Annotated in this window: 27 protein-coding genes and 4 pseudogenes; 21 read left to right on the plus strand and 10 right to left on the minus strand. The window is 57.3% G+C overall.

Translation table 11 applies throughout. From position 1 onward, the window contains the following. Window positions 1-23: 23 nt before the first annotated feature. Window positions 24-842 (minus strand): aldo/keto reductase, encoded by an 819-nt coding sequence (locus J3D54_RS28765; RefSeq protein ID WP_253425838.1) that lies wholly within the window; start codon window positions 840-842, stop codon window positions 24-26. A 231-nt stretch (window positions 843-1,073) separates the two neighbouring features. Between J3D54_RS28765 and J3D54_RS28770 the strand changes: the two genes are divergently transcribed. The 7 genes from J3D54_RS28770 (at window position 1,074) to J3D54_RS28800 (ending at window position 7,767) form a co-directional block, all read left to right on the plus strand. Beyond that, on the plus strand, window positions 1,074-1,862 hold the full coding sequence (locus J3D54_RS28770; protein WP_253425840.1) for an alpha/beta hydrolase: 789 nt from the start codon (window positions 1,074-1,076) through the stop codon (window positions 1,860-1,862). Window positions 1,863-2,141: 279 nt separating this feature from the next. Continuing rightward, window positions 2,142-3,119, plus strand: coding sequence for an NAD-dependent epimerase (locus tag J3D54_RS28775; RefSeq protein ID WP_253425842.1), 978 nt, complete (start codon window positions 2,142-2,144; stop codon window positions 3,117-3,119). Between the two features lie 49 nt (window positions 3,120-3,168). Beyond that, window positions 3,169-3,909, plus strand: coding sequence for a glycosyltransferase family 2 protein (locus tag J3D54_RS28780; RefSeq protein WP_253425844.1), 741 nt, complete (start codon window positions 3,169-3,171; stop codon window positions 3,907-3,909). After that, the gene (locus J3D54_RS28785; protein ID WP_253425846.1) at window positions 3,906-4,184 is read left to right on the plus strand and encodes a lipid-A-disaccharide synthase N-terminal domain-containing protein; all 279 of its coding nucleotides are present in this window, start codon (window positions 3,906-3,908) and stop codon (window positions 4,182-4,184) included. The genes J3D54_RS28780 and J3D54_RS28785 overlap by 4 nt, the downstream gene beginning before the upstream one ends. 3 nt (window positions 4,185-4,187) lie before the next feature. Next, window positions 4,188-5,708 carry a glycosyltransferase family 39 protein gene (locus J3D54_RS28790; RefSeq protein WP_253425849.1) on the plus strand — a complete coding sequence of 507 codons (1,521 nt, stop codon included), beginning with the start codon at window positions 4,188-4,190 and terminating at the stop codon, window positions 5,706-5,708. Beyond that, window positions 5,705-6,637 (plus strand): SdiA-regulated domain-containing protein, encoded by a 933-nt coding sequence (locus tag J3D54_RS28795; RefSeq protein ID WP_253425852.1) that lies wholly within the window; start codon window positions 5,705-5,707, stop codon window positions 6,635-6,637. Before J3D54_RS28790 ends, J3D54_RS28795 begins: the two co-directional genes overlap by 4 nt. 380 nt (window positions 6,638-7,017) lie before the next feature. Next, entirely contained in the window at window positions 7,018-7,767 is a 750-nt protein-coding gene (locus tag J3D54_RS28800) for an SDR family oxidoreductase (RefSeq protein ID WP_253425856.1), read from the plus strand. Between the two features lie 15 nt (window positions 7,768-7,782). Here the strand turns inward: J3D54_RS28800 and J3D54_RS28805 are convergent, their stop codons facing one another. After that, window positions 7,783-9,144 carry an MATE family efflux transporter gene (locus J3D54_RS28805; RefSeq protein WP_253425859.1) on the minus strand — a complete coding sequence of 454 codons (1,362 nt, stop codon included), beginning with the start codon at window positions 9,142-9,144 and terminating at the stop codon, window positions 7,783-7,785. A 186-nt stretch (window positions 9,145-9,330) separates the two neighbouring features. Between J3D54_RS28805 and J3D54_RS28810 the strand changes: the two genes are divergently transcribed. Beyond that, on the plus strand, window positions 9,331-10,392 hold the full coding sequence (locus J3D54_RS28810) for a beta family protein (protein ID WP_253425862.1): 1,062 nt from the start codon (window positions 9,331-9,333) through the stop codon (window positions 10,390-10,392). Here J3D54_RS28810 and J3D54_RS28815 read toward each other — a convergent pair. After that, complete coding sequence (locus J3D54_RS28815; RefSeq protein WP_253425865.1) at window positions 10,344-11,126, minus strand: sce7726 family protein; 783 nt, start codon at window positions 11,124-11,126, stop codon at window positions 10,344-10,346. The genes J3D54_RS28810 and J3D54_RS28815 overlap by 49 nt on opposite strands. A 188-nt stretch (window positions 11,127-11,314) precedes the next feature. Here J3D54_RS28815 and J3D54_RS28820 point away from each other — a divergent pair, with 188 nt between their 5' ends. From J3D54_RS28820 to J3D54_RS28835, 4 genes and pseudogenes are all read left to right on the plus strand, one after another. Further along, window positions 11,315-11,587, plus strand: coding sequence for a hypothetical protein (locus tag J3D54_RS28820; protein WP_007935387.1), 273 nt, complete (start codon window positions 11,315-11,317; stop codon window positions 11,585-11,587). 135 nt (window positions 11,588-11,722) lie between these two features. Then, a pseudogene (locus tag J3D54_RS28825) lies at window positions 11,723-11,905 on the plus strand (transposase); the annotation flags it as partial. 4 nt (window positions 11,906-11,909) lie between these two features. Further along, window positions 11,910-12,056 (plus strand): annotated as a pseudogene (locus J3D54_RS28830) (transposase domain-containing protein); the annotation flags it as partial. 24 nt (window positions 12,057-12,080) lie between these two features. Continuing rightward, window positions 12,081-12,236, plus strand: a pseudogene (locus J3D54_RS28835) (transposase domain-containing protein); the annotation flags it as partial. Here the strand turns inward: J3D54_RS28835 and J3D54_RS28840 are convergent. From J3D54_RS28840 to J3D54_RS28850, 3 genes are all read right to left on the minus strand, one after another. Further along, window positions 12,233-13,441: an MFS transporter gene (locus J3D54_RS28840; protein WP_253425868.1), complete on the minus strand. Its 1,209-nt coding sequence runs from the start codon at window positions 13,439-13,441 to the stop codon at window positions 12,233-12,235. The pseudogene J3D54_RS28835 and the gene J3D54_RS28840 sit on opposite strands and share 4 nt — an antisense overlap. A 105-nt stretch (window positions 13,442-13,546) precedes the next feature. Next, window positions 13,547-14,404, minus strand: coding sequence for a LysR family transcriptional regulator (locus J3D54_RS28845; RefSeq protein ID WP_253425870.1), 858 nt, complete (start codon window positions 14,402-14,404; stop codon window positions 13,547-13,549). 88 nt (window positions 14,405-14,492) lie between these two features. Next, a complete protein-coding gene (locus J3D54_RS28850; RefSeq protein ID WP_253425872.1) occupies window positions 14,493-15,143 on the minus strand; it encodes a TetR/AcrR family transcriptional regulator in 651 nt (216 codons plus the stop codon). 126 nt (window positions 15,144-15,269) lie between these two features. Here J3D54_RS28850 and J3D54_RS28855 point away from each other — a divergent pair, with 126 nt between their 5' ends. The 3 genes from J3D54_RS28855 to J3D54_RS28865 all read left to right on the plus strand — a co-directional run bounded on the left by J3D54_RS28855 (window position 15,270) and on the right by J3D54_RS28865 (window position 17,625). Further along, a complete protein-coding gene (locus J3D54_RS28855; RefSeq protein WP_253425874.1) occupies window positions 15,270-15,890 on the plus strand; it encodes a DJ-1/PfpI family protein in 621 nt (206 codons plus the stop codon). Between the two features lie 184 nt (window positions 15,891-16,074). After that, window positions 16,075-16,605, plus strand: coding sequence for a DUF2867 domain-containing protein (locus tag J3D54_RS28860; protein WP_367399646.1), 531 nt, complete (start codon window positions 16,075-16,077; stop codon window positions 16,603-16,605). Window positions 16,606-17,064: 459 nt separating this feature from the next. Continuing rightward, complete coding sequence (locus J3D54_RS28865) at window positions 17,065-17,625, plus strand: YSC84-related protein (RefSeq protein WP_253425876.1); 561 nt, start codon at window positions 17,065-17,067, stop codon at window positions 17,623-17,625. 96 nt (window positions 17,626-17,721) lie between these two features. Here J3D54_RS28865 and J3D54_RS28870 read toward each other — a convergent pair whose 3' ends face one another. Further along, window positions 17,722-18,660 carry a LysR family transcriptional regulator gene (locus tag J3D54_RS28870; protein WP_253425878.1) on the minus strand — a complete coding sequence of 313 codons (939 nt, stop codon included), beginning with the start codon at window positions 18,658-18,660 and terminating at the stop codon, window positions 17,722-17,724. Between the two features lie 155 nt (window positions 18,661-18,815). Here J3D54_RS28870 and J3D54_RS28875 point away from each other — a divergent pair, with 155 nt between their 5' ends. The 4 genes from J3D54_RS28875 (at window position 18,816) to J3D54_RS28890 (ending at window position 21,283) form a co-directional block, all read left to right on the plus strand. Then, window positions 18,816-19,574, plus strand: a complete 759-nt coding sequence (locus J3D54_RS28875; RefSeq protein WP_253425880.1) for a TSUP family transporter — start codon at window positions 18,816-18,818, stop codon at window positions 19,572-19,574. Window positions 19,575-19,766: 192 nt separating this feature from the next. Then, window positions 19,767-20,090 carry a hypothetical protein gene (locus tag J3D54_RS28880; RefSeq protein ID WP_230138989.1) on the plus strand — a complete coding sequence of 108 codons (324 nt, stop codon included), beginning with the start codon at window positions 19,767-19,769 and terminating at the stop codon, window positions 20,088-20,090. Between the two features lie 317 nt (window positions 20,091-20,407). After that, window positions 20,408-20,800, plus strand: a complete 393-nt coding sequence (locus J3D54_RS28885; RefSeq protein ID WP_253425883.1) for a VOC family protein — start codon at window positions 20,408-20,410, stop codon at window positions 20,798-20,800. A 177-nt stretch (window positions 20,801-20,977) separates the two neighbouring features. Beyond that, window positions 20,978-21,283 carry a hypothetical protein gene (locus tag J3D54_RS28890; protein WP_018928234.1) on the plus strand — a complete coding sequence of 102 codons (306 nt, stop codon included), beginning with the start codon at window positions 20,978-20,980 and terminating at the stop codon, window positions 21,281-21,283. A 156-nt stretch (window positions 21,284-21,439) separates the two neighbouring features. Here J3D54_RS28890 and J3D54_RS28895 read toward each other — a convergent pair. Next, window positions 21,440-21,622, minus strand: a pseudogene (locus J3D54_RS28895) (hypothetical protein); the annotation flags it as partial. Window positions 21,623-21,661: 39 nt separating this feature from the next. After that, a complete protein-coding gene (locus tag J3D54_RS28900; protein WP_253425886.1) occupies window positions 21,662-22,051 on the minus strand; it encodes a cytochrome c family protein in 390 nt (129 codons plus the stop codon). 188 nt (window positions 22,052-22,239) lie between these two features. Between J3D54_RS28900 and J3D54_RS28905 the strand changes: the two genes are divergently transcribed. Further along, window positions 22,240-22,707 carry a GNAT family N-acetyltransferase gene (locus tag J3D54_RS28905; RefSeq protein WP_253425890.1) on the plus strand — a complete coding sequence of 156 codons (468 nt, stop codon included), beginning with the start codon at window positions 22,240-22,242 and terminating at the stop codon, window positions 22,705-22,707. A 41-nt stretch (window positions 22,708-22,748) separates the two neighbouring features. Here J3D54_RS28905 and J3D54_RS28910 read toward each other — a convergent pair whose 3' ends face one another. Continuing rightward, a complete protein-coding gene (locus J3D54_RS28910; protein WP_253425893.1) occupies window positions 22,749-23,714 on the minus strand; it encodes a GlxA family transcriptional regulator in 966 nt (321 codons plus the stop codon). Window positions 23,715-23,820: 106 nt separating this feature from the next. On the opposite strand from J3D54_RS28910, the gene J3D54_RS28915 reads away from it, so the two are divergent. Next, on the plus strand, window positions 23,821-24,381 hold the full coding sequence (locus J3D54_RS28915) for a thioesterase family protein (RefSeq protein ID WP_253426836.1): 561 nt from the start codon (window positions 23,821-23,823) through the stop codon (window positions 24,379-24,381). Window positions 24,382-24,524 lie beyond the last annotated feature (143 nt).

Raw genomic sequence — 24,524 nt, forward strand, 5'->3', positions numbered from 1 at the left:
TTGTAGCAGGTGCCGTCACCTGACTACCCCACCAAAGCAATCAATTGCTGGCGCTGCGCATCCGTGAGTATCGGGCCGAAACCGGCACCGGCGTTTTCCGCCATGTAGCGCGGGTTGCCGGTGCCGGGGATGACGCAGGTCACCGCCGGATGAGCCAGCAGGAACTTGAGCGCCAGCTGCGCCCAGCTGTTGATCCCCACTTGCGCAGCCCATCCCGGTAACGGCTTGCCTTTCAATCGAGCGAGCAAGCCACCGCCGCCGAAGGGCCGATTGCAGATCACCGCCACACCGCGCTCACGACACAGCGGCAGGATTCGCTTCTCGACAGCGCGGTCGTCCAGGGCATAGTTGATCTGCAAAAAATCCATTGGTTCGGCTTTCAACACCGCCTCCACTTCGTCGTAAGCCGACGCCGTGTAATGGCTGATGCCGATGTAGCGGATGCGCCCTTCTGCCTTCCATTGACGCAAGGTCGGCAAATGGGTTTTCCAGTCCAGCAGGTTGTGAATCTGCATCAGGTCGATCCGGTCGGTCTGCAACCGTTTGAACGAGTGCTCCATCTGCGCGATGCCTTCTTCGCGGCCACGGGTCCAGACCTTGGTGGCCAGGAAGGCCGGCGAACGCGGCCGATGGATCGACAGCAACTCACCGGTCGTCTGCTCGGCACGACCGTACATAGGCGAACTGTCGATCACCTTTCCCCCCTTCTCGAACAACGCGCTGAGCACCGCGTGCAGTTGTTTGTAAGCGGCATCGGAAGGCGCGACATCAAAACCGCGATAAGTGCCCAAGCCGACGATGGGCAACGGCTCGTTGCTGGAAGGAATGGCTCGGGTCAGCATGTTCTTACCTCCTGTGTGGCGAGGGGGCTTGTCGGAACGCCGCATCGCCCCGTTCGGCTGCGCAGCAGTCGTAAAACCACTGCATGCGATGTACCTGATACACCGCGACTGCAGTTTTTGGGGCCGCTTCGCGCCCCAACGGGGCGATGCGGCGCTCCTGCACAGCCGAAATTGCTGGACTACACTCTGGCGACGCTCCAGCAATCGCTGTCTCAAGGCCCGAAGCAGTCCATGTCGTCCACTAAACTTAGCCGAATGTCGCGAACCCTGGTGTCTCTCTTCGCTTTCATTGCCGTTGCATACTTGCTGCTCTGCGCCGCGCTGTTCGTGTTTCAGCGTGCCCTCATCTACTACCCGCAACCTCGCACCATCGACACACCCGAATCGCTTCTTACCTTGTCAGTCGCCGACGCGCAGGTGCGGGTGACCGTCAGGCCGCACGACGGGCCAAAGGCGTTGATCTACTTCGGGGGCAATGCCGAGGACGTTTCCCGAAGCCTGCCCGGGTTTTCGCAGGCGTTTGCGGATCATGCGATCTACTTGCTTCATTACCGAGGCTACGGTGGTAGCACCGGGTCGCCCTCCGAGGAGGCGATTCAGCGTGATGCCATGACCTTGTTCGACGTTGTCTACAACACCCACCCCGATATCGCCGTGATCGGGCGCAGCCTCGGTTCGGGCGTTGCCGTGCGCCTGGCCAGCCAACGCCCGGCCTCGCGGCTGATTCTGATCACGCCCTACAACAGCCTTGAAGACCTCGCCGCCCGCCAGTTTCCTTGGTTCCCGGTGAAATGGCTGTTGCAGGACAAATTCGAATCCTGGAAATACGCCGCTCACATCACCGTCCCGACGCTGTTGGTTGCGGCCGAGCACGACGAAGTCATACCGCGCGCAAGCACAGACCAGCTCTACACGCATTTCGCCAAGGGTGTAGCATCGCTGCAGGTCATACCGGACACGGGCCACAACTCGATCTCCGAGAGCCCCAACTACCTGAAAATGCTAGGCGCCGCGTTGTGAGCACCCTCACATCAGCACGCCTTTAAGCAGGCGATCAGAAAAACCAAGTAAATACTTAACATTTTTTTTACAATTCAACTGGCAGGGTATACGGCTGCGAGTTCTGCGGCCCATGATAAGCATTGCCCAGACCTTTAATAGAACAACGGAGCGTGGCATGGAGCCAACGGTGGTATCGACTCAAAAAAATACGTTGATCAGCAGACACTTACAGGGGGTTGTCATGCAAAGGCGTCCTTTGCGCAGGATGGGAATCAGTCGCACACAGGCCCAGGCCTCATGACGGTTCTGGTCACTGGCGCCGCCGGTTTCATCGGGTATCACACCGTCAAGCGTTTGTGTCGCGAAGGCCTTGAAGTGGTCGGTATCGACAATCTCAACGACTACTACAGCGTAGAACTCAAACACGCACGGCTCAAAGAGCTGGAATCCTTGCCGGGCTTTCGTTTCCAGGCTCTGGACATCGTCGACAAACCGGCCTTGATGGCGTTGTTCCAGGCTCATGCTTTCACCGAGGTTGTGCACCTGGCCGCCCAGGCGGGTGTTCGCTATTCACTGGACAACCCGGACATCTATGCACAGTCCAATCTGGTGGGCTTTCTGAATGTGCTGGAAGCTTGCCGGCGCCATCGCCCCGCCCATCTGATCTATGCCTCGAGCAGCTCGGTGTATGGCACCAACAGCAAAATGCCGTTCTGTGTCGAAGACGCCGTCGATCATCCTATTTCGCTGTACGCCGCCAGCAAACGCGCCAATGAACTGCTGGCGCACAGCTATTGCCACCTCTATGGCCTGAAAGCCAGTGGCCTGCGCTTCTTTACCGTTTACGGACCTTGGGGGCGCCCCGACATGGCACTGTTCAAGTTTACCGAGGCGATCATCAAAGGCTTGCCGATCGACATCTATAACCATGGCCAGATGTCGCGCGACTTCACCTACGTCGACGACATCGTCGAAAGTGTCGCCCGCCTGCGCTCCAAGCCACCGGTGCCGAACGAGCCAGGCAATGGCGTAAACCGAATCTTCAACATAGGCCGCGGCCAGCCAGTGCCGCTGCTGGAGTTCGTCGACTGCCTGGAATCGGCGCTGGGCATCAAGGCCCAACGCAATTTCATGCCACTACAGGCAGGCGATGTGATAAAGACCTGGGCCGATATTTCGGCACTGGCCGAGTGGGTCGACTTCCGTCCTCAAGTGACGGTTGAGACCGGTGTGGCAGAATTTGTGAAGTGGTATCGCCACTTCTATCAGATATGAAACGTGAGCCCTTGATAAGTAAAAGACCAAGGAGCAAGGGGGGGACTCTATGAGCCAAGACATTTTTGTATCTGTACTGATTCCAGCAAAGAACGAAGCGAACAACCTCAAACCATTACTTGAGGAAATCCGCGTCGCATTGGCCGATGAGGCCTACGAAATCATTGTGGTGGACGATGGCAGCACCGATTCCACCTTGCATGAACTGCGGCAGCTGAAAAACAGCGGCCTGGACGCGTTGCGCATCCTGCGCCATGAGCGCTCGCTGGGGCAAAGCACCTCGCTCTACCACGCGGCAATCGCCGCCCGGGGGCAATGGCTGGCCACGCTTGATGGCGACGGTCAAAACGACCCCGCGGACATCCCCGGGATGTTGGCGCTGGTGCGCGGCGAAAAAGGTCTGGTCGACGTTCAGCTGGTGGCCGGCCACCGGGTCAACCGCCGCGATACCGCGAGCAAACGCTGGGCTTCGCGCTTCGCCAACGGGCTGCGCAGTCGCCTGCTCAATGACTCGACCCCGGACACCGGCTGCGGGCTGAAGCTGATCGAGCGCGCGGCGTTTCTGCGCCTGCCGTACTTCGACCACATGCATCGGTACATTCCCGCGCTGATCCAGCGGCACAACGGCCGAATGATCGTCCACCCGGTCAACCACCGGCCTCGCACCGCCGGGGTGTCCAAATACGGCAATATTGACCGCGCCCTGGTCGGCATTCTCGACCTGTTCGGTGTGTGGTGGCTGATCAAGCGCACGCGGTTGAACACCAACGCGCAGGAGATCGAAGGATGAACCTCTCCCGCGAAACCCTGTGGCTGGTAGTCGGCTTCGCTGGCCAGATCGCCTTTACCGGTCGCTTCATCCTGCAGTGGCTGTATAGCGAATACAAAAAACGCAGCGTGATCCCGGTGAGCTTCTGGTACCTGAGCATTGTCGGCAGCGCCCTGCTGCTCGCTTATGCCATTTACCGGGAAGACCCGGTGTTCATCGCCGGCCAGGCCTTTGGCTCCATCGTCTATCTGCGCAATTTGCAATTGATTGCCCGCAGCAAACACCTGAAGGACTGAGCCATGCGTAAAACCCTGTCGCCTGGCATTGAATGCCTGGGCCTGGTGCTGCTTGCCTTGCTGCTGATCGGCGCGGGCCTGGGGCTGCGTCAACCGCAAAACGTCGACGAGGAACGCTTCCTCGGCGTAGCGCTGGAAATGCTGCACAACGGCTCATGGTTCATTCCACACCGCGCTGCGGAGATCTACGGCGATAAACCGCCGGTCTTCATGTGGATGGTGGCGTTCTTCACGTGGCTCACCGGCCTGCCCGCCCTCGCCCTGTATATTCCGGGGATGTTGTCGGCCGCGACGGTCACGGCCGTGGTCTACGACTTGGGTCGCCGGCTGTGGAATCAGCGCATTGGTCGAATAGCCGCGCTGTTGTACCTGGCCACGTACCAGACTTACAGCATCCTGCGTACCGGCCAGATCGACAGCCTGTTGATTCTGTTCACCTCCCTGGGCCTGTACGGGCTGACGCGGCACCTGCTGCTCGGGCCGGCCTGGCGCTGGTTTTATGTGGGCTGCGCCGCCATGGGCATTGGCGTGATCACCAAAGGGGTCGGCTTCGTCCCGGCCTTGATGCTGATTCCATATGCCTATGCGGTGCGCAAAAACTGGTCCGGTGTGGTGGCTATGCCCGGTCAGAAGCGCAAGTGGTTCCTCGGCTTTCTGGTGGCGCTCGGCGCCATCGCGATCTGGCTGCTGCCCCTGGCACTGTCCATTGTGCTCAATGGCAGCGCGGATGAAATCGCCTATGCGCGAGAAATCCTGCTGCGCCAGACAGCGGGACGCTATGCCGCCGCGTGGGACCATCGCGAACCGTTCTGGTACTTCTTCGTCAACGTGATCCCGCAATACTGGCTGCCGTTGGTGCTGGCCCTGCCGTGGCTGGTGCCAGCCTGGCGCAAGCAACTGAGCAAGCACGACGGTCGAGTGCTGGTGCTGCTGAGCTGGGTCGTGCTGGTGGTGTTGTTTTTCTGCCTGAGCACCGGCAAACGCAAGTTGTACATCTATCCGGCGTTGCCCGGTCTGGTGCTGGTGGCGGCGCCGCTGATTCCCTGGTTGCTCAAGCGCTGGTTCGCCAAGCGCCCGCGCGGTATGCGGGTATTCCAGGCGCTGGTAGTGAGCTGGTTTGTTTTGTGGTTCGCCCGCGGCTTCATCGAGCCGATCAAGGAAGGCCCCAACCCCCATGAAGCGATCATGGCGCAGGCGGCAACCATGACCCACGGCGCAGACCTGGTGTTGGTCAACTGGCGCGAGGGCCACTGGTTATTCGCCCGGCAGCCGATCGTACATTTCGGGATGACCAACTCCACGGTCGAACTGGCGGCGCAGTGGCTGCGCGAGCACCGTGATGCCTACGCCTTGGTTCCGGACGAAGTGCTGAGCCAGTGCTTCAATCCCCAGGCCGCACATGAGCTCGGCGAAACGTCTCGTGCGCAGTGGTCGATCGTCGGCGCCGATGCCGATAACGGTAAATGCCAGCCCGGACAACCCGCAAAGGTCTACCGCTTCAGCTGGGACAAGGATAAGTCATGAGCAAGAGAGGGAAGCTGGGGATATTTTTCATTGTTGTATTGCTTGGCGCCTACGCGGTTTCCGCACGTTTCATGGTCCACCAGCAGTTGTACGCGTACTGGAAAAACCTTTGGCATGGCAATCAGGCGCCCGATAACAATATCTGGCTGCCGGACTATAAAGCGGTGATCCAGGCCAAGCCTGTCGCGGACATCACCAATCTGTCCGGCATCGCCTATGACCCGGAGCACGATCGTCTGCTGGGCATCACCAATGGTGCGCCGATGCAGATTGTGGCAATGAGCCGCAACGGCGACCTGCTCGAACGTTACCCGCTGATCGGCTTTCAGGACACCGAAGGCCTTGCTTACATAGGCAACGGACGCGTAGTGATCGCCGATGAACAGTTGCAGCGACTGTACGTCGTCACCTTGCCGGACAGCCCTGGCCCGATCCATGTGGAGAACGCCCCGTTTGTTGCCATCGAGATCAACCTGAGCACACACAACAAAGGCTTTGAAGGCGTGACCTATGATGCGGCCAACGATCGTATCTTCGCGATCAAGGAACGCGATCCGCGGCAGCTGTTTACGGTCACGGGCATGCTGGCGTCCATCGGCGGCCCGTTGCAGGTCCACATCAAGGACTTGACCCACTGGATCGACCGTAGCGTCTTCGGCCTGGATCTATCCGAGGGTTACTACGATCCGCGGACCGGTCACTTGCTGTTACTGAGCGAGCAATCCAGCAACGTGACCGAAGTGGACCAGGACGGCAACTTCGTCAGCTTCCGCTCCCTACTCGGCCTGAATGACCTGAAAAAAACCATACCGCAAGCCGAAGGCATGACCATGGACACTTCCGGCGAACTCTACATTGTGAGCGAGCCCAACCTGTTCTACCGGTTCAGTAAATCGAAGGCTGCTGTGGCGGAGAATCAGCAGTACTGACGGGTTTTGTGCTGGATGGAACGGCCTCATCGCGGGCAAGCCCGCTCCCACCGTTGATCTGTGCTGGTCACAAATTTCGTGATCACAGCAGCCCTCTGTGGGAGCGGGCTTGCCCGCGATGAGGCCCGCCCCCCCTCCTCCAACCACCGGCCACACCGCCAGACAAGTAATTTCCCGCGCGTTTGGAGTATCCGTAGCCACCGTGTTAATGGCGCCTGCGACCACCTATCGGACAACCTCCCGCTCCTTGCACCACTAAGCCGACTCAGGGTCTTTAATGGATGCAGGATTCAAAGCCAGCCCCTCACCCGTCCAGCCACACGACGCGCAAGCGGGGCTGACAGTCCGCAACCCACTGCGCACGCATCGGGAGACTCGTCATGAAAATCGTCGTGATTGGCGGTACCGGGCTGATCGGCAGGCAGCTCTGCAAAAACCTGCAAGACCTGGGGCATGAAACCCTGGCCGCCTCACCCAGCACCGGCGTCAACGCCCTCACCGGCGAAGGCCTGCAAAGCGCCTTGCAAGGTGCCGACGTGGTGGTCGACGTGGCCAACTCACCCTCCTTCGAAGACGCCGCCGTGCTCGAGTTCTTCGAAACCAGCGGGCGCAACCTGCTCGCCGCCGAGAAGGCCGCCGGCATCAAACACCATGTCGCGCTGTCGGTGGTAGGCACCGAGCGCATGCTCGACAGCGGCTATTTCCGGGCAAAAATGGCCCAGGAAACACTCATCAAGGACTCCGGCATTCCTTACACAATCCTGCGGGCGACGCAGTTCTTCGAGTTCATCGGGGCCATTTCCCACTCGGGCGTGCAGGAAGGCGACACCGTGCACTTGACCTCCGCCGCGTTGCAGCCGATTGCCGCGTTCGATGTCGCGACGGCGCTGGCGAAAGTCGCGGTGCAAACGCCGAGCAATAAAACCCTGGAAGTGGCCGGGCCTGAGCGCTGGCCGCTGGTGGAGTTCGTGCGCTTGTTCTTGCAACACACCAATGACCCGCGCCAGGCCCAACCGGATGACACGGTCCCCTACTTCGGCGCGCCGATCGATGACCACTCGCTGACGCCGGGAGAACACCCCATCGTCGGGCCGACGCGCTTCGAAACCTGGCTCAAGAGCACTACTTGAAGGGCCGTCGAGGGCCTACACCAACCGCTCGATCTTCTGATGCTGCCAGACCATTTTGTAGTACAGGGTCTGCAGCATCAGCATGCCCAGATACGCCACCGGAAACGCCATCCACACCCCAGGCAGCCCGAAGCGCGTATCCAGCCAATAGGCCACCGGCAACTGCACCCCGACCACGCAAACGATCGACACCGCCACCGGCACCAACACCGTGCCGCTGGCGCGCATGATGCCGCCGACAATCGCCTGAAAGCCAAACACCAGCAGGCTCCAGAGCATGATGTGCAACAGGTGCTCCGCCATCGCCCGGGTGGAATCCTCCGTGAGGAACAACCCCAGCAACCAGTGCGACAGCAGATAACCCAACACCACCAAACCACCGGTCAGGCACACGTTGATCAACAATCCGGTGCGTAAAATCGCCCCCATGCGCTCAATGCGCCCTGCCCCGATCGCCTGCGCGCCAAGGATCGACGCCGTGATCGCAATCGACAACGCCGGGAATTGCACGTAGTTGACGATCTGCGTCACCGCCCCGTACGCCGCCGTCGCCTGGGAACCGTGCTGGTTCACCAGTGCCAGAATCACCAACTCCGACAACGACAGCACCACCATCTGCAACCCGGTCGGCAGCCCGATACGCAACACCTTGCCGAGGATGAGCATGTCGAGCCGCATCGCCGCAAACATCTCCCGATCCGGCGCCAACGGATGCCCCTTGCGAATCAACCGCCACGCCAACCACCCCATCGCCGACAAGTTACCCGCCAACCCCGCCCACGCCGCACTCTGAATCCCCATCGGCGGCAACCCCAGCCACCCGAGAATCAACGCCGGCGTCAGCGCCAGCCCCACACACGTCGACACCACCAGCGCCAACAACGGCGACAGCGTATCGCTCACCCCACGCAGCAACTGCGTGAACAACACAAACACCAACAGCGACGGCAAAATCCACATCATCACATGCGCATACGCCACCGCATCGTCCAGCACATCCCCCGGCGTGCCCAAACCCTGCAACGCCGGCCGGGCAAACACACTGCCCAACACCGCCGCCACCAACCCGATCATCGCCCCCAACAGCAACGTTGAACCGGCGATGGCCTTCACCAGATGCGGCTCACGAGCGCCCCAGGCCTGGCCGATCAACACCCCAGCACCCGCACCGAGGCCAATGACCAGGGCGATGAAGAAGAACACCACGGGGAACATGCCCGATACCGCCGCTAACGCCTGGGTGCCAAGCAATTGGCCAATGTAGATGCTGTTGACGGTGCCGGACATGGCCTGGAGAAAGTTGGAGAGGACCATGGGGGCGAGGAACAGGAGGTAGGTTTGCCAGAGGGGGTGTTGGGGTTTGGCTGGGGTTTGCATTGAGGGTCCGTCTCGGGTGGGAATGGGGCGCTATGTGATCGGGAGGATTGTAATGGGATTTGCGTCGGCATGAATAAATGGAAGCAGAAATACGCAGATACATCACTGAAATCTCGATAGCGAAAAAGACGCCTACGCTTAATCCACACCTAGTCGAGTTACACAAACAACCAAAGGAAGGTATGCATGCTTTATATACCATGTATGAGGGTAGGCCAGAACGATGTAAAAGCACTGATAAACTTGGAAGATACTCGTAAAGAATTGGTATCTCCTCTTCTCAACATGAGAGGCATAGAACGCCATCTTAATGATTTCCTCACAGGCTGGGGTGACTACCCTTATTTGATGGATCTATCTAGATCTCCGCTTGACATTGCCAGCGACCTGATAGGTGAAAGAGACCTGCACAACCCCAACAACCACTTCGAAAATAAGCGAAATTGGTTTGCGGAGGTGAAAGCAAAAAACAATTCATTGATACCAGTCGTATCCTGGCTGGATACTGACAATACCCGAGACGTCATACAACTGGCAAATCTATTGCTAGGCAACTTCAACATCATTGCAATCAGGGTTGTTTGCCCCGCTGGAATAGTAGGCCCAAGCTGGGACAGGGCCATAAACATTCTAGACGCCATATCAGCCCCAGAAAAAATACTTGTCATTTTGGATTTTGGAGATAGGTCTCCAATATCCACTATCAATGGCGGCACTCTCGATCACATTCTATCCGCCTTAAAAAACTACGAAGTTCACGGCACAACCCTTATCAGTTCATCATTCCCAAGTCAAAAACCTCAATCAGGAAGCTCCAGCACCGCCATATGTCACGACATTGTTTGGCAAGCTGAGGCCAAACAATTAAATGGCTCAATAAATTTAATCTATGGCGACTATGCGGGCACCAGCCCTGGCGCCGCAGTAGAGTATATCCAAGGCATGGCCGTCATACCCTTTGCCAGCTATTACACACCTAATGAATGGTGGTTGAAACGTTTGGGAAGAGATAAAGAATTCGAAAATTATGTTCAGCTAGCAAGAGATATTCGTCAATTACCCGACTACCACGGCGATGATTTTTGTTGGGCCACCAGAGAATATGGACGTATCAGTCAAACCAGTGAGCGATATGGTAACAACGGAGTGTGGAACGGCCTTAGAGCCAACCAACATATTTGTGCGACACTCCAGTTCCTTCAGCACGAAGATGATGGCGATAACGTCTCCATCGACGACATATTCTGACCTCCAGAGTAACGAATCTTAAGCCTGCTTAAAACCTTATCTCGAATAAGCTCCCACTCTAGCGCCTCGGCCACTTCGAGGCGCACCTCCTTTATCCTCATAGTATTTTTCGTTTCAAGTTTAAATTCTTTGCAAATCTCATCTAATTCCGACCGCCACAAAAGCCCTGTGAGAGTAAATTTATCGCGCAATTTATTGTGGGTTGCTTTCCTGACCACGGCGATAGTTCCAAGATCATCAACCACAAGAATTCCGACGCTCCGATGAGTTACACCGAATGCTTTCTCTAGGTGTTTGGAATGACAGCAAAGCCAAACCTGGTCAAAACAACTGAGATACGCATCTTGCTGCCCTTGCCATCTGGACAAACTATCCGAGGCTGATTTTATTTCGAACGCCGTTAGCTGGCCGTTGGCATGCACAAGATCTGCGCGCCTTGCTTTGTTGATGAAGCAAAGCTCCCCAATGAAGACATCGCCCTCACCATGAGGCATGGTCTTGGCGACCCATTTTTTGAGCAGTTCGCGAATATGATCTGGATTGTGCATGGCGCAGGAGTATAGCTTCTCTCTTCTCTGAAACCTATGCAGCATATGATTCCAAAAGACGCAAGGAAGGGTATTTCCTACACCAAGCTCAGTCCCTGCACCTTGCCCGCCTAGCCCAATGATGTTTATAGTCCGCCCGTCGCCCAAATGGCGACCAGGTTTGGCGACCTGTTCGATCGGGTGCAAAAGCTCTGTGCTTTATTGCAGACGCTGTTGCACGCTCGCAAAGCTGTCTTTATGGCAGCTGTGCGCGGGAGACCTTCGGGTCTGCCGGTATTCCGATCCCGGTTCGCCAACCTGCGTACAGCTGTCACCCACTCGTTTGGCGACGATGGAGGAACAGTCAACCTTTGCATTGATCGGAGTTTTCAAACATGGATAGATACATGCCCCTCACCGGAATCGACCTGATCCCGGCCTCCCTGCTCATCGACACCCAAGCCCCGCTCGACGTCCTGCAAGCCATGGCCGACTACCGCATCCGCACGGTCACGCAGGTGCTGGAAAACATCGCCTTCCGCGCCGAGATCGGTTGCGACACGGTGGTGTTGTCGGATTTTGCCAAACTGCTGGCCATACCGTTGCGCGATGGTTGTGATTTGATGGATGTGATCGGCAGACGCTTGCGGGCGCAGGCGGCGGAGTAAATGAAAACGGGTGTCTTGCGAGCACCCGTTTTTCTGTCGGAGAACGCGCAGGCATAGAATCCATCGCTCACCTCGCTCCCACTTCGCAAGGACCGTGAATGCCTTCCCATAAACGCTTTGGTAGCGTGTGTGCTGAAAAGTCTGATCCAGGCACCGGTTCCGGCGCAGGTCATCGACATGGGTATCCCAACCGCCGGGCTGCTGGCCCATGTGATGATCGCGAAGTTTGCCGACCACTTACCGCCCTATCGCCAGGAATCTATTTTTGGTCGAGCCGGTTTGGCCATCGCTCGCTCAACCTTGGCGCAATGGGTCGGCAAACGAGCGGGCGATCATGAGTTTAATCCAGTCGGTGCGGCTGAATGGGCATGATCCGTATGCTTATTTGAAGAACGTACTCACGCGGCTGCCGACGCAGCTGGCGAGTGAAATCGACCAGTTGTTGCCGCATAAGTGGCAACCTGTTTAATCACGCAAGGCCTGATGCCCGGGCGCATACAAACGGGCGGCGGCAATCATGAGCCTGATGCAGGCTGCGCGCATGAACGGGCACGATCCATACGCCTATCTGAAAGACGTCCTCACGCGCTTGCCAACCCAGCGCGCCAGTCAGATTATCGATCTGCTGCCACATAAGTGGGCTCGTTAAGCCTCGCCGTGTGTACGAGTTTGACTTTGCTTAGGGACGTGCCTCCAATGCTGCATGAGCGCCAAAGAAGCAAGACTCGCGATAATGAGCGCAAGTGAACTTATTCCAATGCTCAGCCCCCAAAAGTCGATCAAGTAACCTGTTAACACCGGGATCGCCCCGGCGGGCACATACCCCCCCATGTTGAACACTGCGTTGGCTTCGGCTCTGCGCTGCGCAGGCACGCGGTCAGCAATAAGGGTCAGTCCACCTAACTGGCCCAAGCCTTGACCGGCGCCTGCCAACAGAGCGGAAACGATCAGCCATGGAGCGGAACCGGTTTCCATCGCGATCCACACGAAAATCATTGAGAAGACAGTACCGATCCCGCTAAGCGAAAACACGGTATGGCTGCTGTATCGCTTCGCCGCAAACTGCACGCCCACGGCGACGAGGAACATTGAAAAGGCCATACAACCCGTGACAAGGGGACTATTCACGCCTAGAAAAGTCGCTATCAGCTTGGGGCCGAGCGACAGGATGAATGATGTCGAAGTTATTCCAGGGCCGAAGAACGCTATCCCCAAGAGCACGATGCCGAGGTTTTCCTTAGCGACGGTGGGCAAGTGCGGTTTAAACGTACCGACCCCAAGCTTCTGGTTCTTTTGGTTGAGTAACGCTAGGAGCGCCACGCACAAAATCGCGATCTCCACTCGGAAGACTGTGTGGATCGGGTTCGGAAGATATTGCGCAACGACCCCTGCCAATAGAGGCCCGGTGCCCGCTCCGGCCACCATCGCGACAGATGCCATTAGCGAAGCAAAATGCTTGCGATGAGGCTGAGCATGCTCGACGACATTCGCCATCCCCCCAGATACAACGAGGCCCACCGAAACGCCGGTGAGGAAGCGTGCGAGCATCAAGACGCCGATGCTGTGCGCTTGGTCGAACAGAATCGCTGCAATGATAGCCAGCCCCACACAGGGTAGAAGCAACGCTTTGCGCCCGTAGTGGTCGGACAGCTGCCCAGCGACGGTGAGCGTTAGAAGAAGACCGATGATGTAGCAGGCAAAAATTACGGTTAGCACCCCCGACGCGAAGTCGAGGGACTGCTGCCAAAAGCTGTAGAGTGGCGTAGCGGCATTTGAAAGTATAAAAATCGCGGTCACGATCCACGCTGTACGGTACACAGCCTTTGAGCTTTTTATGGGATGGGAACTGCTCATTGGTGAAGGGCCTCTCAGTGGGCAGGAATTCAATTCGGAGCCCAGAGTAGAGAAATGTTTCGTGATGGCCCATTCATCAAAGTCACAAACCGGATGTGAAAAAATTCACAGCTCCTGTGACGGCACTAATCCCTCCATGAGGAAATCAAGCACTGCCCGGATTTTTAGAGAGCTGCGTAAATCTTCATGAAACGCCAACCAGATGGGTAGTTCCAGAGGTGTGTGATCCATATCAACCCTTGCCAGCCCATATTCTTTGCCTAAAAAATCCGGAAGGAAAACTATGCCAGCATTGCCTACGGCAGCTAATGCCTGGATGCGCAGGTCGTTGCTGGTGACAGAAAGCGGTCTTCCTTCCAGCCGATCCAGGAGCCATTGCTGCTGTACCGAATCGTCCATGCTACGGTCGTAGCCTATGAATTCGAACTCTTCAGGTTCACGTTGACTGATGTAGTCCTCGCTAGCATGAGGGTAAAATCGCAAGCAGCCGAGACTTTTGGCGACGACACTCTGTTCATCCGGCCTGCTGAAGGTAATGGCAATATCGGTTTCTTTCCTTGCCAACGACGCAGTGGACTTGGCTCCGACGAGCGTCAGCTGCAACCGGGGATGACGCTCGCGCAATACCCCAAGTCGACGAGCTACCAACGTTCCGAGGTATGCAGGAGGTGCGGACAAGATCACTGCACCCTCAATACGGCTTTCTCCCCCGTCAGCGAATCGCCTGAGCGCAAGTGACGCAGACTCCATCTGCGCTGCATATTCACCGACCCTCACACCATCCTCGGTCAGTTGGTAGACGCGGCCCCTACGATCTACCAGCTTCATGTCCAAAGAGGCTTCAAGGGCAGCTATTCGGCGAGCCACAGTCGCGTGCTCCACCCCCAGCGAGCGAGCCGCAGCGGCTAAGGAGCCCTCATGAACAAAGGCAAAGAAAAAACGGAGGCTGTCCCAGTCAAGCATATTGGTCATCAGGGTGTGGTTAGGAGGGGATTTACAGCGAGCTAAAAGCGTAGCTTACCGATAAATCAGGTGGCGTTGCCGCATAAAGCTAGGACTTAATTTCGTCCCCACGTTCTGCGCCCCGCAAGAACCGCTTGGCGATTACAGCGATCACGACGGGCATGGAATATTCAGTCCCCCCGGGGCCTGTAGAGCAACGGGCAAATTCACGGGTGATATCAGGGAGGCCTTGTCCTTCCATCGGAGCTCCGACTTCGGCGCCACGCCGCAGCCCTGCCTGTTGACCACCAATCAGGCACAGATGGGCCACCTGACCAATCACTTCTGCTCCGCCTGGCACATGGACCAAGCGGCGGCACGTCCGTATCGCGAAGTCCAGTCGCCTTGTGTCGACACGCTGCTGGAACTCGCCTACCAACGGATCGTGCAGCGACCAGGCTCGGATGGAAACTTCCCGCCCAGGTTGTTTCTCAGCGGCAATACTCAAGTAGCGTGTCAAGGTTTCGCCCGCGCTACGACCCTGCGTTGCATAGGCGAGCATGCGCTCCGTGTAGTCTTCTTCCCAAGCGGCCAGCAAGGTGCGGACAAAGTCTTCGCGATTGCGGAAATGGTGATAGAACGATCCGCGGGTCACATTCAATCGGCGCGATAGACTCTCGGCCGAAACGCCAAGATGCCCTATTTGGTCGAGGGCCTCAAAACCAGCCGCGATCCAATGGTTACGAGTTAGTTTTCTCACCCGTTATTTCGCTCCATATCTAGCGCCATACAGACTGTGTAGGGTGCGCAACCGATTGATACGCTGCGAACACCAGCAAAGACGGCCGTTGCGTTTTGCACGCCAGCACTTTTCATGGAGCTCGCCTTGAAGAAAATCGTTCTGGTTGCTTTCGACCAATTCACTGATATCGACCTATTCCTGATGTGGGACATCTTAGGCCGCAACACCGAGGACTGGCACGTCCGAATATTGGGCTCTAGCTCTATCGTGCGATCGGCGCACGGCCTGCCTGTTTCGGTGCACGGTCCGCTGTCCGAGGCCAATAGTGCCGACGCGGTATTGTTCGTCAGCGGCAAGGAAGGGATACCCGCTGCACTTGCCGCCCCAGATTTCCTGCCGTCGTTTGAACTTGATTCCAGACGCCAGCGAATCGGCTCCATATGCGCCGGAGCTTTCATTCTCGAACGGCTTGGGCTGCTCAGCGGCCAAGCAACTACACACCCGGATGCACGATCAAGCTTGCAAGCTCTGGGGCTTGAGTCCATGGACCAGCCTCTTGTATGCCAGGGGAACATTGCAACCGCTGGCGGATGTCTTTCGGCGCTCTATCTGGTGGGATGGTTGGTTGAATCCTGGTTCGGTGTCGACAAGCGCCGTGCGACGTTGCTCCCTGTTCTGCCAGCTGGGCAGCAAGAGCTCTATGATGCCTTGATCGGGCTCAGTATCCGACAAGGTGAAGTTGGCGCCTCAACAACATCCAGTTAATCCATGCTCGCTCAGCGAGGCTCTGGACCTCATCAAGGCGTGGACACTGGTTATCCGGACGGCATCGCCACGACCCATGCGAGCTTCGCTGGCGACAAGGAGCGTTGTACGACAAACCATCGCAACAAGAAACGCGACATGGCATGTCGCCTAATTAGTAGTTAGAACTCAGGAGAGATCCCCGATGCCCCGAGAAGTTGAGCTCATTATGTCCGTGCCAGTCCCCTCGAGGTCCGGCATCACCCACCTTTATAAGCCGATGCACCTAGCGGACGCTTTTGCGATCCGGCTCCCTGCGGGCACGTCCAGCAATCCAGCTTTGCTCGCTCGATTCATCCTTTCCCACCAGCCATCCTGGATCGGATGGCTCATGAAAGTCCGAGACACTATCGTTGCCTGTTTTGGTCTCAAGACAGCCAGACATTTGGCATCACTTGCTAATCGGATTGGAATCTTCAAGGTCTACAGCACGAACCAGACTGAAATCGTGTTGGGAGAGGATGACAAGCACCTCGACTTCCGGATATCGATCCTATGTTCTGGAGAGGCAGAGCCAGAAGGCAGTCGCCAACTCGTTTTTTCAACCGTGGTCCAGTGCCACAACCGTCTAGGCCGGGCCTACATCTTCGTTATTGCCCCATTTCACCGCTTGGTTGTTAAGGCCAGCCTCCTCCGTGCAGCGCGCGTCGGTTGGCCTCTGGCTATTTGCCCTTAAGGCGCTCGATCAGCTCGCTGTCGTGCTTGAAAGCGACGGCGCCACTCACTGGAGTCAGTGGATGCGCAAAGCGAGAGGACAGCTGAACGAAAAGTTCGATTCACTAAGAGGTGAAACCGCAACGCTCGCCAATGCAATTAAACGTGTTCAAAACTGAATGCAAAAAAGAATTCGTCACCCGCTTCGACTTGGTGCTGCGAGTACATTCCGCGGAATAAATGAAAACGGGCGCCTTGCCAGGCGCCCGTTTTGTTTTTTTCGAACCTGGCCAACACACAGATGTCGAAACAAGTGATGACATTGCCACTGATCACAGGCCTCTGGCCTGCTTCATTCAAGGGCGAAGCCAGTAGCTCATATACTTTAGGGTGCGCCGGATAATTTCAGCAGGCTCGGATTCTGCCGAGGGCAGGTGCTGACTGCTGCTCACATCCAATGCTCCCGTATCGGAGTACTAACATGACTCAGTCAATGCGGTTCTTCCTATCGATCGTCCTTGCGACAGCCTCACTGGCATCGGCGAGCTTCCTGAACACTGCTGGTGCGGCAACCGCCGAGGATCTGAATACCGACTCTCGGCAAGCGTTGCAAACGCTCTACAAGGCCAGGCCAGTTGCCGAAACCATGTCACACAACGCCAAAGCGATTCTTGTCTTCCCGAAAATCATCAAAGCGGGCCTGGTGTTTGGCGGCAGCTATGGCGAAGGCGAATTGTTGATGGGTAAGAAAGTCGAGGATTATTACAACTCCGTAACCGGGTCCTGGGGGTTGCAGGCAGGCGCTCAGTCATATGGCTATGCGGTGTTCCTGATGACCGATAAAGCCGTGAACTATTTACGTGAAACCAAGGGTTGGGAAATTGGCGTAGGCCCCACTGTTGTTGTGGTTGATGAAGGGGTGGCGAAGAATCTGTCCAGCTCGACGCTGAAGGACGATGCTTACGCGTTCATTTTCGACCAGCAGGGGTTAATGGCTGGGGTCAGCATCGAAGGAACCAAGATTTCCCGGATCAAGCGCTGAAACCGGTCGTTTGGCGCTTGCGGGCGCAAGCGGCGAAGTGAAATGAAAGCGGGCACCCGAGTGGCGCCCGTTTTTTTGTCCGCGATTCGTGATGCATCAGCCACCCTGGAGCGTTACTGCATGCTTTCGATCAAGGCTTTCGCCAAAGCCACGGATCAGCTCCAACAACGACTTCACTCGCAGCGGCAGATTCCCGGCCGGGTACACCGCGTGCATCTGCGGGCTCTCACCACTGCTGGAGGTAAGCTTGTACTCGGGACAGACCCGGATCAGGCGCCCCGCTTGCACTTCGGGCTCCGCCAGCCAGTCCGCCAGGCGGGCGATGCCAAGGCCCGCCAGGGCCGCCTGGAACACCGCCGAACCAGAGTTGAAGCGAAACTTGGGATCAGCCCGAAAGCTGATGGCCTGCACCTCACTGCGAAAATTCCATTCCTTGAGAATCCGCGGCGCCGTGTGCAGGATCAGCGAGTGCGACTCCAGCGCCTCGATGGAGTCGGGCATTCCGCACCGCTCCAGGTATCCGGGGCTGGCATACAGGTAACGTGAATAACTCCAGAGCGCAAAGCCGATAAGGTCACTGGATTGCGGATACCCGCCGCGAATCGAGAAGTCCAGCTTGCTCTTGGCCGGGTCGATGGTCTCATCGGTGAAAATCCCATCGACGTTCACGTCTGGATAACGCTCGGCGTACTGCGCGATCAGCCGGGGCAATACCCCGTGGCCGAGAAACTCGGGGGCGGAAAAGCGCACCCAGCCGTAAGCCTGGCCACTGATGCCGGCCAGGTCTTCATCCGCCTCACGTTGCAGATCCAGCATTTTGTAAGCGTGGGGCAACAAGCGCTCACCCGCCTCGGTCAAGCTCACGGCATTGGAGGAGCGATTGAACAACTTGACCCCGACACTTTCCTCCAGAGCCTGAACGGCGCGGGTCAGCGAACTGGGAGAGCGCCCCAGCGTACGTGCCGCCGCGACGAAGCTGCGCTTGCGAGCCACCGTCGCGAAGGCTTCAAGTTCCCCCAACATATCCAATGCCATGCGCCACCTCGTTGCACTTTTCACAACGTGGTATTGCAACACATTAAAAGCCCTTCCGTTAACCTTCCTGCTCAAGGACGCAGGCAAGCCGATGCGATGAAACACGTAGAAGCCGCCGGACGCTCACCCACCCTTCAACGTCAGAGCCTGATTTCATGGTCGATATTGTCATCCTTTGTGTGTTCGCCTTCTCCGCCGGCCTGATCGATGCGGCGGTCGGCGGCGGTGGACTGATCCAGATTCCCGCGCTGTTCAATGTGCTACCCACGGCACAACCGGCGGCGCTGCTGGGGACCAACAAGGTTGCGGCAGCCTGCGGCACCGCGTTCGCGGCCCGGTCCTTCGTGCGCAAGGTGGTGATCAACTGGAGTCTGGTGATCCCCGCCGCCTGTGCGGCGTTTGTCATGTCCTTCTTTGGAGCGGCCACGGTGTCGTCCGTCCCCCAGTCGGTGATCCGGCCGGCGGTGCTGGTGTTGATCGTGCTGATGGCGATCTATACCTTCTGGAAAAAGGACTTCGGCGCCCTGCACAAACCCATGCACATTGGTACCAGGGAGAAACTGCTGGCGATCGTCATTGGCGGTGCCATCGGCTTCTACGACGGACTGTTCGGCCCCGGCACTGGCAGCTTCCTGATCTTCCTGTTCATCCGCTGCTTCGCCTTCGACTTCCTGCATGCCTCGGCGTCGGCCAAGCTGGTGAACATCGCGACCAACGTAGCGGCGCTGATGTTCTTCATTCCAACGGGTAACGTGCTCTACCTGATCGCCATCCCCATGGCGGCCTTCAACATCCTCGGCGCGCTGACCGGCACCTGGCTGGCGGTTCATAAAGGCGTGCCCTTTGTCCGGGCGCTGTTCCTGGTGTTGCTGGTGATCCTGATCGGCAAACTGTCCTACGACCTGTTCGTGTAAACCTGAGGAAAACAGCCCGCATCCAATGTTCGATAGGTGTGGGCTCATGACGCGTGGACACGGCATTTGCCCACCACGCTTCAACCATTGCTGGCGTCGATAGTCACCATCATGTCAATGAAGTTCTCATAAAAATTCCTCGGCGTAACATCCGCTCCATACCCAACCAATAACACCCCGGAGCACACCATCATGAAACGCCAAACCCTTCTCAGCATCGCTTTCTCGGTTTTTGCAGTTAACGCTTTTGCCGCTTCTTCTACTCACCCGGTCGTCGCTGAAGGCGGCTCGGATCGCCTGATTGAAAGCCGTGTGGCTGAAGGTGGCTCGGATCGTCTGATCGAAAACCGCGTCGCTGAAGGTGGTTCGGATCGTCTGATCGAAAACCGCGTCGCTGAAGGTGGTTCGGATCGTCTGATCGAAAACCGCGTCGCTGAAGGTGGTTCGGATCGTCTGATCGAGAATCGCGTCGCTGAAGGGGGTTCGGATCGTCTGATCGAAAACCGCGCCGCATGAATGAGTGGCTTTACCGCAAGACTCGACCAAAGAACCCGGCCTCATCAGCCGGGTTTTTTCATGCTTTTTTTCTGCCTGACTGGATCTTCAAAGGGGTTATTGTCGAGAATGCAGGCTTGGAGTCTCCATTCTTATGTTCCTGAGCCCGCTTGCTACGATCAATCAGGTCATTGATAGTTTGCGCAGGACTTTCGAACAGGACGGCAGGTCTGCCCTCCCTGAATCGAAAAACAGACATCCGAGCAAACAACAACCCAATAAAACACCCTTATCCATCCAGATTCGCCACCCAAGTGACACGACAAGGAATGCCGCTCATGAAATTTGGCTACATGATCATTTACGTCCCGGACGTTGCTGCCTCGCTCCAGTTCTTTTCGTCAGCCTTCGGGCTTGGCGTTCGCTTCCTCCATGAATCCAAGACCTATGGCGAACTCGAAACAGGAGAAACCGCGCTGGCATTCGCCGCCGATGAATTGGCTGCGATGAACTTCAGCACGGGCCATGTCTCGGCGCACTCTTCCGCCAAACCTCTCGGAATCGAAGTCGGCCTGGTGACCGAGGACGTTCCGGCGGCGCATGCCAGAGCGTTGAAGGCGGGTGCCACCGAAATTTCCGCGCCAGGCACCAAGCCCTGGGGGCAAACCGTCTCCTACGTTCGATGCCCTGACGGAACGCTGGTAGAACTCTGCACACCCGTACAGCAGTGACTGGAGGATCGGTGAGTCGGCATCGTCTCTGCAGGAGCGACCGTCCGTAACCCCGCCCCGACGGCCTCTCACCCTTCGCTATTCTTAACCACACACGCCGCGGGCACGGCTTGCGGCATCAAAACCAGGAGTAAGGATCCGGGTAAGGAGTACGCCACTTCAACAGAGTATCGAATAATGAAAATGCTACTGATGGTCGAGTTTCCCCATGAACCTTTCAACGCGTTTGTCCGGTCCGGGAAGGTCGGCGAAATCATGAACCGTATCCTGGACACCATTAAGCCCGAGGCGACTTATTTCACTGAGCAAGATGGCATGCGAAATGGGATTTTTCTGATCGATATCGTGGATCCCTCCGAGATACCCGGATATGCGGAACCCTTCTTCCTCAACTTCCAGGCCAACTGCAAATTCCGTGTGGTCATGAACCCGCAGGACCTGCAAAACGCCGGTCTGGAGGAGCTCGGAAAAGCGTGGGCGTGAGGCTAGATCAATGAGCCGGGTGATGGCATCTGGATTTGCCTCACCCTCGGTCGATGTGCTAAGCCGTAATGCGATCTGTAGCAGCTGCCGAGCTCGCGAGGCAGCGGCTACAAGGAGTGCGCCGCAGCTGAAATGGCTTAAGGCGGCGCACTGCGCTTACTGAACGGTTTTCAGCTTGACCACATCACCGGAGATTTTGGTGGTGTAACCGGTCAGGACCCAGGCCCAGAACCAGTTTTCCTGCACTTGGGTGTTGATCATGGCGTCGCCGCCCTTGGCTTTGATCGCCGCGTCCTGAGCGCGAATGAAGCGGTTGTTCTGCTGGATCGGGATGACGCCATCACTCAACACTGAAAAAACGGATCGATAAGAGACCAATCATTGCGGCTGAAACGTCTGCAGATAGGCCAACAGGTTTTCGATCTTTTCCGGATCGCTGAGTCCCCAGAAAATCATGCGGGTGCCGGGGACCACTTCCTTCGGCGCCTGGATGTAGGCGGTGAGGGTTTCGCGGGTCCAGACGACGCCTGATGATTTCATGGCGGACGAGTACTGGTAGTCCGTCGTGCTGCCCGCCGGGCGCCCGAAAATCGCATTGAGCTGCGGGCCGAAAGAACCCCGCGCCGAACTCCCCACTTGATGGCAGCCGCCGCAGATTCGCGTGAACAGTTTCTCACCTGCCTCAGCATCGCCGGCCGCGGCTGCTTGCGTGCTGAATAACCCGGTATTGAGCATCAAGGCGAAGGTGAGTACGGCGGCGTTTTTCATGTTCGGCTCCAAATCAGGTGTTGCGGACAACCAAAGCGGGCGGCTATTTCATCACGACTGGCTGCTACACCGAAGCCTTGAAGCTAATCTATAACTCTCTTTGCTCCTTTAACGCCGCTGCAGGAGGGCCAGAATGAAACCCATCGAACTGGCGCTGGCTCCCCATGATGATAATTAGAGTGCAAACGATGTCCGTCATACCTGTTCAAAATCTTCCAGTCATTTTGGTCGCGGCTCAACCCGCCGACCTGGACAATCTTGTGGCCATTCGAATTGAGGCCATGCGCGAAAGTCTTGAACGGATTGGGCGATTTGATCCGGTACGTGCACGTGAGCGTTTTCTCAACGGTTTTGATTGCCGCAACACGCATCACATTGAACTGGCCGGTGAGCGAGTCGGTTTTATTGTGGTCAAGCCTCACCTGAATGAATTGCTGCTTGACCACTTGTATGTGCGATCGAATGCTCAGGGAACAGGTATAGGCTCTGCTGTCCTCAAACAGATTTTCAAAGAAGCGGATGCCGCCGCGCTCCCTCTCAGGGTGGGCGCGCTCAAAGAGAGCGCTTCGAATCGGTTTTACATCCGTCATGGCTTCCAATTCGTCGAAAGCGGCGAGTTCGACCATTACTATGTTCGTCCGAGCGCTGCGCCTTGACCCAGTTTTTTTACACCGCCTCGATCAGGAGCGGATGTCACTCAACCTCCACTCGCTTGAAACTTCTTCCGGTAAGCCGCCGGTAGCAGGCCCACGCGCTGCCGAAAAAGCCGGCGAAACGAGTTGCCATCCTCATAACCCACTTTGTAAGTGATGCTGTCCAGAGTCATTCGTGTGGATTCGAGCAGCTGCTTTGCCTTTTCCAGACGCAGCGTTTGCAGGTAGGTCAGCGGCGTGTAACCGGTGGCTTCCTTGAAACGCCTTTTGAAGTTCCTGACGCCGAATCCGAATCGCTCGGCCATGTCATTGATCAGCAGCGGTTGATGGAAGTGATCTTCCAGCCACGCTTGAACCCGCAAGATTTCGCCATCCCCATGGTTCTTCGGCATCGACCACATGACATAGACCGATTGCTCGCTGCGTACGTTGTCGGCCAGCAAGTATTTGCCGCACTTCTGCGCCAGCTCCAGTGAAGCGAAGCGGCGGATCAGATGCAGCAACAGATCCATGGCAGCCGTCGCGCCACCGCAGGTGATCACGCGATTGTCTTCACAGAGGATCTGCGCCTCTTCCAGACAGGCTTCTGAATACCGGCGCCGAAAAAAATCGGCGAAGGCCCAGTGCGTGGTGGCACGAATGCCGTCCAGCATTCCCGCTTCGGCGAGCATGAACGCCGCCGTACACATGGAAGCCACGACGGCACCTTGGGCGTGCTGTTGACGCAGCCACGGCCCATAACCGGGAAATGCCGGCAAGGCGTCCTTCAATGTGAAGAGAAACCCCGGGATCACCACCAGATCGGTTCGGGGGATGTCGACGATGGATCGTTCCACGCGCAGCGTTTGCCCTCCCCATGCGGCGACATTGGCGCCATCCAGTGAGGCGGCAACCACCTCAAACGGCGCGCTGGTGGTATCGGCGAACAGGTTGGCGGCACTGAGCACCTCCAACGCCAGGGTGGCGCTGGCGGCGGAGCATTGATCAGCCAGTAGCAGGGTGACGTGCATGAATGATCCGGATTGCGCTTTTCGCATGAAAAAAGTCATTTGTGCACCTACCTTATCTGATTTCTCCCCCCTAAAGTGCACCGGTCATTCAATCCTCGGCGTACTTATGAATCTCTGGTTCCGACTTCTCCTCATGCTGTTCCGTCGCCCGTGGCGCAAACCGGTTGACGGCCTGGCCACCACCGTCATCCGCCTGCGCGTCTGGCCGCTCGACCTCGACCTCAACCGGCACGTCACCAATGGCCGCTATTTCACCCTGGCCGACATAGGTCGCATGGATTTTGTGCTACGCAGCGGCGCCTTTCGAGTAGCCTTGCGCAACAAGGCCGTGCCGATCGTTGGCGATACCTGGGGCAAGTTTCGTCGTGAGCTGAAGCTGTTCGAATCGTTCGAGATTCATACCCGCATACTCGGCTGGGACGATAAATGGAGCTTTATGGAACACCGCTTCGTGAGCAAAGGACGAGTGATTGGCGTCGTCATCATGCGGGGTCTGTTCCGCTCGGCCAAAGGCACGGTTGCACCGGTCGAGTTCGTCCGCGAGTTGGGATTGGCCGAACAGTCACCCGAGATGTCGATGTGGCTGACGGCCTGGTCGCAAAGCTGCGACGACATGAGCCGTCAGCTGCGAGGGGAAGAAGGCCTGGTTGCCCAAGCGCCCCTCTGATCAAACGCAATCCCTTGTAGGAGCGAGCGATGCGGCGACCCGACTTGCCCGCGAAAAGGCCATCACCTTCAACATCAATATCGCCTGCCAGACCGCTATCGCGGGCAAGCCCGCTCCCACAGGTTCCGCGCCTGACTGACTGG

The sequence above is a fragment of the Pseudomonas sp. GGS8 genome (genome assembly GCF_024168645.1).
In the GTDB taxonomy this organism is placed as follows: Bacteria; Pseudomonadota; Gammaproteobacteria; order Pseudomonadales; family Pseudomonadaceae; genus Aquipseudomonas.

Excerpts from the sequence above, each read along its gene's own strand:
- J3D54_RS28880 (WP_230138989.1), top strand. The coding sequence starts at position 19,767 with ATGAAACGCCAAACCCTTCTCAGCATCGCTTTCTCGGTTTTTGCAGTT.
- J3D54_RS28810 (WP_253425862.1), top strand. The coding sequence starts at position 9,331 with ATGCTTTATATACCATGTATGAGGGTAGGCCAGAACGATGTAAAAGCA.
- J3D54_RS28790 (WP_253425849.1), top strand. The coding sequence starts at position 4,188 with ATGCGTAAAACCCTGTCGCCTGGCATTGAATGCCTGGGCCTGGTGCTG.
- J3D54_RS28875 (WP_253425880.1), top strand. The coding sequence starts at position 18,816 with ATGGTCGATATTGTCATCCTTTGTGTGTTCGCCTTCTCCGCCGGCCTG.
- J3D54_RS28780 (WP_253425844.1), top strand. The coding sequence starts at position 3,169 with ATGAGCCAAGACATTTTTGTATCTGTACTGATTCCAGCAAAGAACGAA.
- J3D54_RS28910 (WP_253425893.1), bottom strand. The coding sequence starts at position 23,714 with ATGCACGTCACCCTGCTACTGGCTGATCAATGCTCCGCCGCCAGCGCC.
- J3D54_RS28865 (WP_253425876.1), top strand. The coding sequence starts at position 17,065 with ATGACTCAGTCAATGCGGTTCTTCCTATCGATCGTCCTTGCGACAGCC.
- J3D54_RS28905 (WP_253425890.1), top strand. The coding sequence starts at position 22,240 with ATGTCCGTCATACCTGTTCAAAATCTTCCAGTCATTTTGGTCGCGGCT.
- J3D54_RS28770 (WP_253425840.1), top strand. The coding sequence starts at position 1,074 with ATGTCGTCCACTAAACTTAGCCGAATGTCGCGAACCCTGGTGTCTCTC.
- J3D54_RS28805 (WP_253425859.1), bottom strand. The coding sequence starts at position 9,144 with ATGCAAACCCCAGCCAAACCCCAACACCCCCTCTGGCAAACCTACCTC.
- J3D54_RS28840 (WP_253425868.1), bottom strand. The coding sequence starts at position 13,441 with ATGAGCAGTTCCCATCCCATAAAAAGCTCAAAGGCTGTGTACCGTACA.
- J3D54_RS28900 (WP_253425886.1), bottom strand. The coding sequence starts at position 22,051 with ATGAAAAACGCCGCCGTACTCACCTTCGCCTTGATGCTCAATACCGGG.
- J3D54_RS28890 (WP_018928234.1), top strand. The coding sequence starts at position 20,978 with ATGAAAATGCTACTGATGGTCGAGTTTCCCCATGAACCTTTCAACGCG.
- J3D54_RS28885 (WP_253425883.1), top strand. The coding sequence starts at position 20,408 with ATGAAATTTGGCTACATGATCATTTACGTCCCGGACGTTGCTGCCTCG.
- J3D54_RS28870 (WP_253425878.1), bottom strand. The coding sequence starts at position 18,660 with ATGGCATTGGATATGTTGGGGGAACTTGAAGCCTTCGCGACGGTGGCT.
- J3D54_RS28915 (WP_253426836.1), top strand. The coding sequence starts at position 23,821 with ATGAATCTCTGGTTCCGACTTCTCCTCATGCTGTTCCGTCGCCCGTGG.
- J3D54_RS28785 (WP_253425846.1), top strand. The coding sequence starts at position 3,906 with ATGAACCTCTCCCGCGAAACCCTGTGGCTGGTAGTCGGCTTCGCTGGC.
- J3D54_RS28775 (WP_253425842.1), top strand. The coding sequence starts at position 2,142 with ATGACGGTTCTGGTCACTGGCGCCGCCGGTTTCATCGGGTATCACACC.
- J3D54_RS28860 (WP_367399646.1), top strand. The coding sequence starts at position 16,075 with ATGCCCCGAGAAGTTGAGCTCATTATGTCCGTGCCAGTCCCCTCGAGG.
- J3D54_RS28845 (WP_253425870.1), bottom strand. The coding sequence starts at position 14,404 with ATGCTTGACTGGGACAGCCTCCGTTTTTTCTTTGCCTTTGTTCATGAG.
- J3D54_RS28820 (WP_007935387.1), top strand. The coding sequence starts at position 11,315 with ATGGATAGATACATGCCCCTCACCGGAATCGACCTGATCCCGGCCTCC.
- J3D54_RS28795 (WP_253425852.1), top strand. The coding sequence starts at position 5,705 with ATGAGCAAGAGAGGGAAGCTGGGGATATTTTTCATTGTTGTATTGCTT.
- J3D54_RS28765 (WP_253425838.1), bottom strand. The coding sequence starts at position 842 with ATGCTGACCCGAGCCATTCCTTCCAGCAACGAGCCGTTGCCCATCGTC.
- J3D54_RS28800 (WP_253425856.1), top strand. The coding sequence starts at position 7,018 with ATGAAAATCGTCGTGATTGGCGGTACCGGGCTGATCGGCAGGCAGCTC.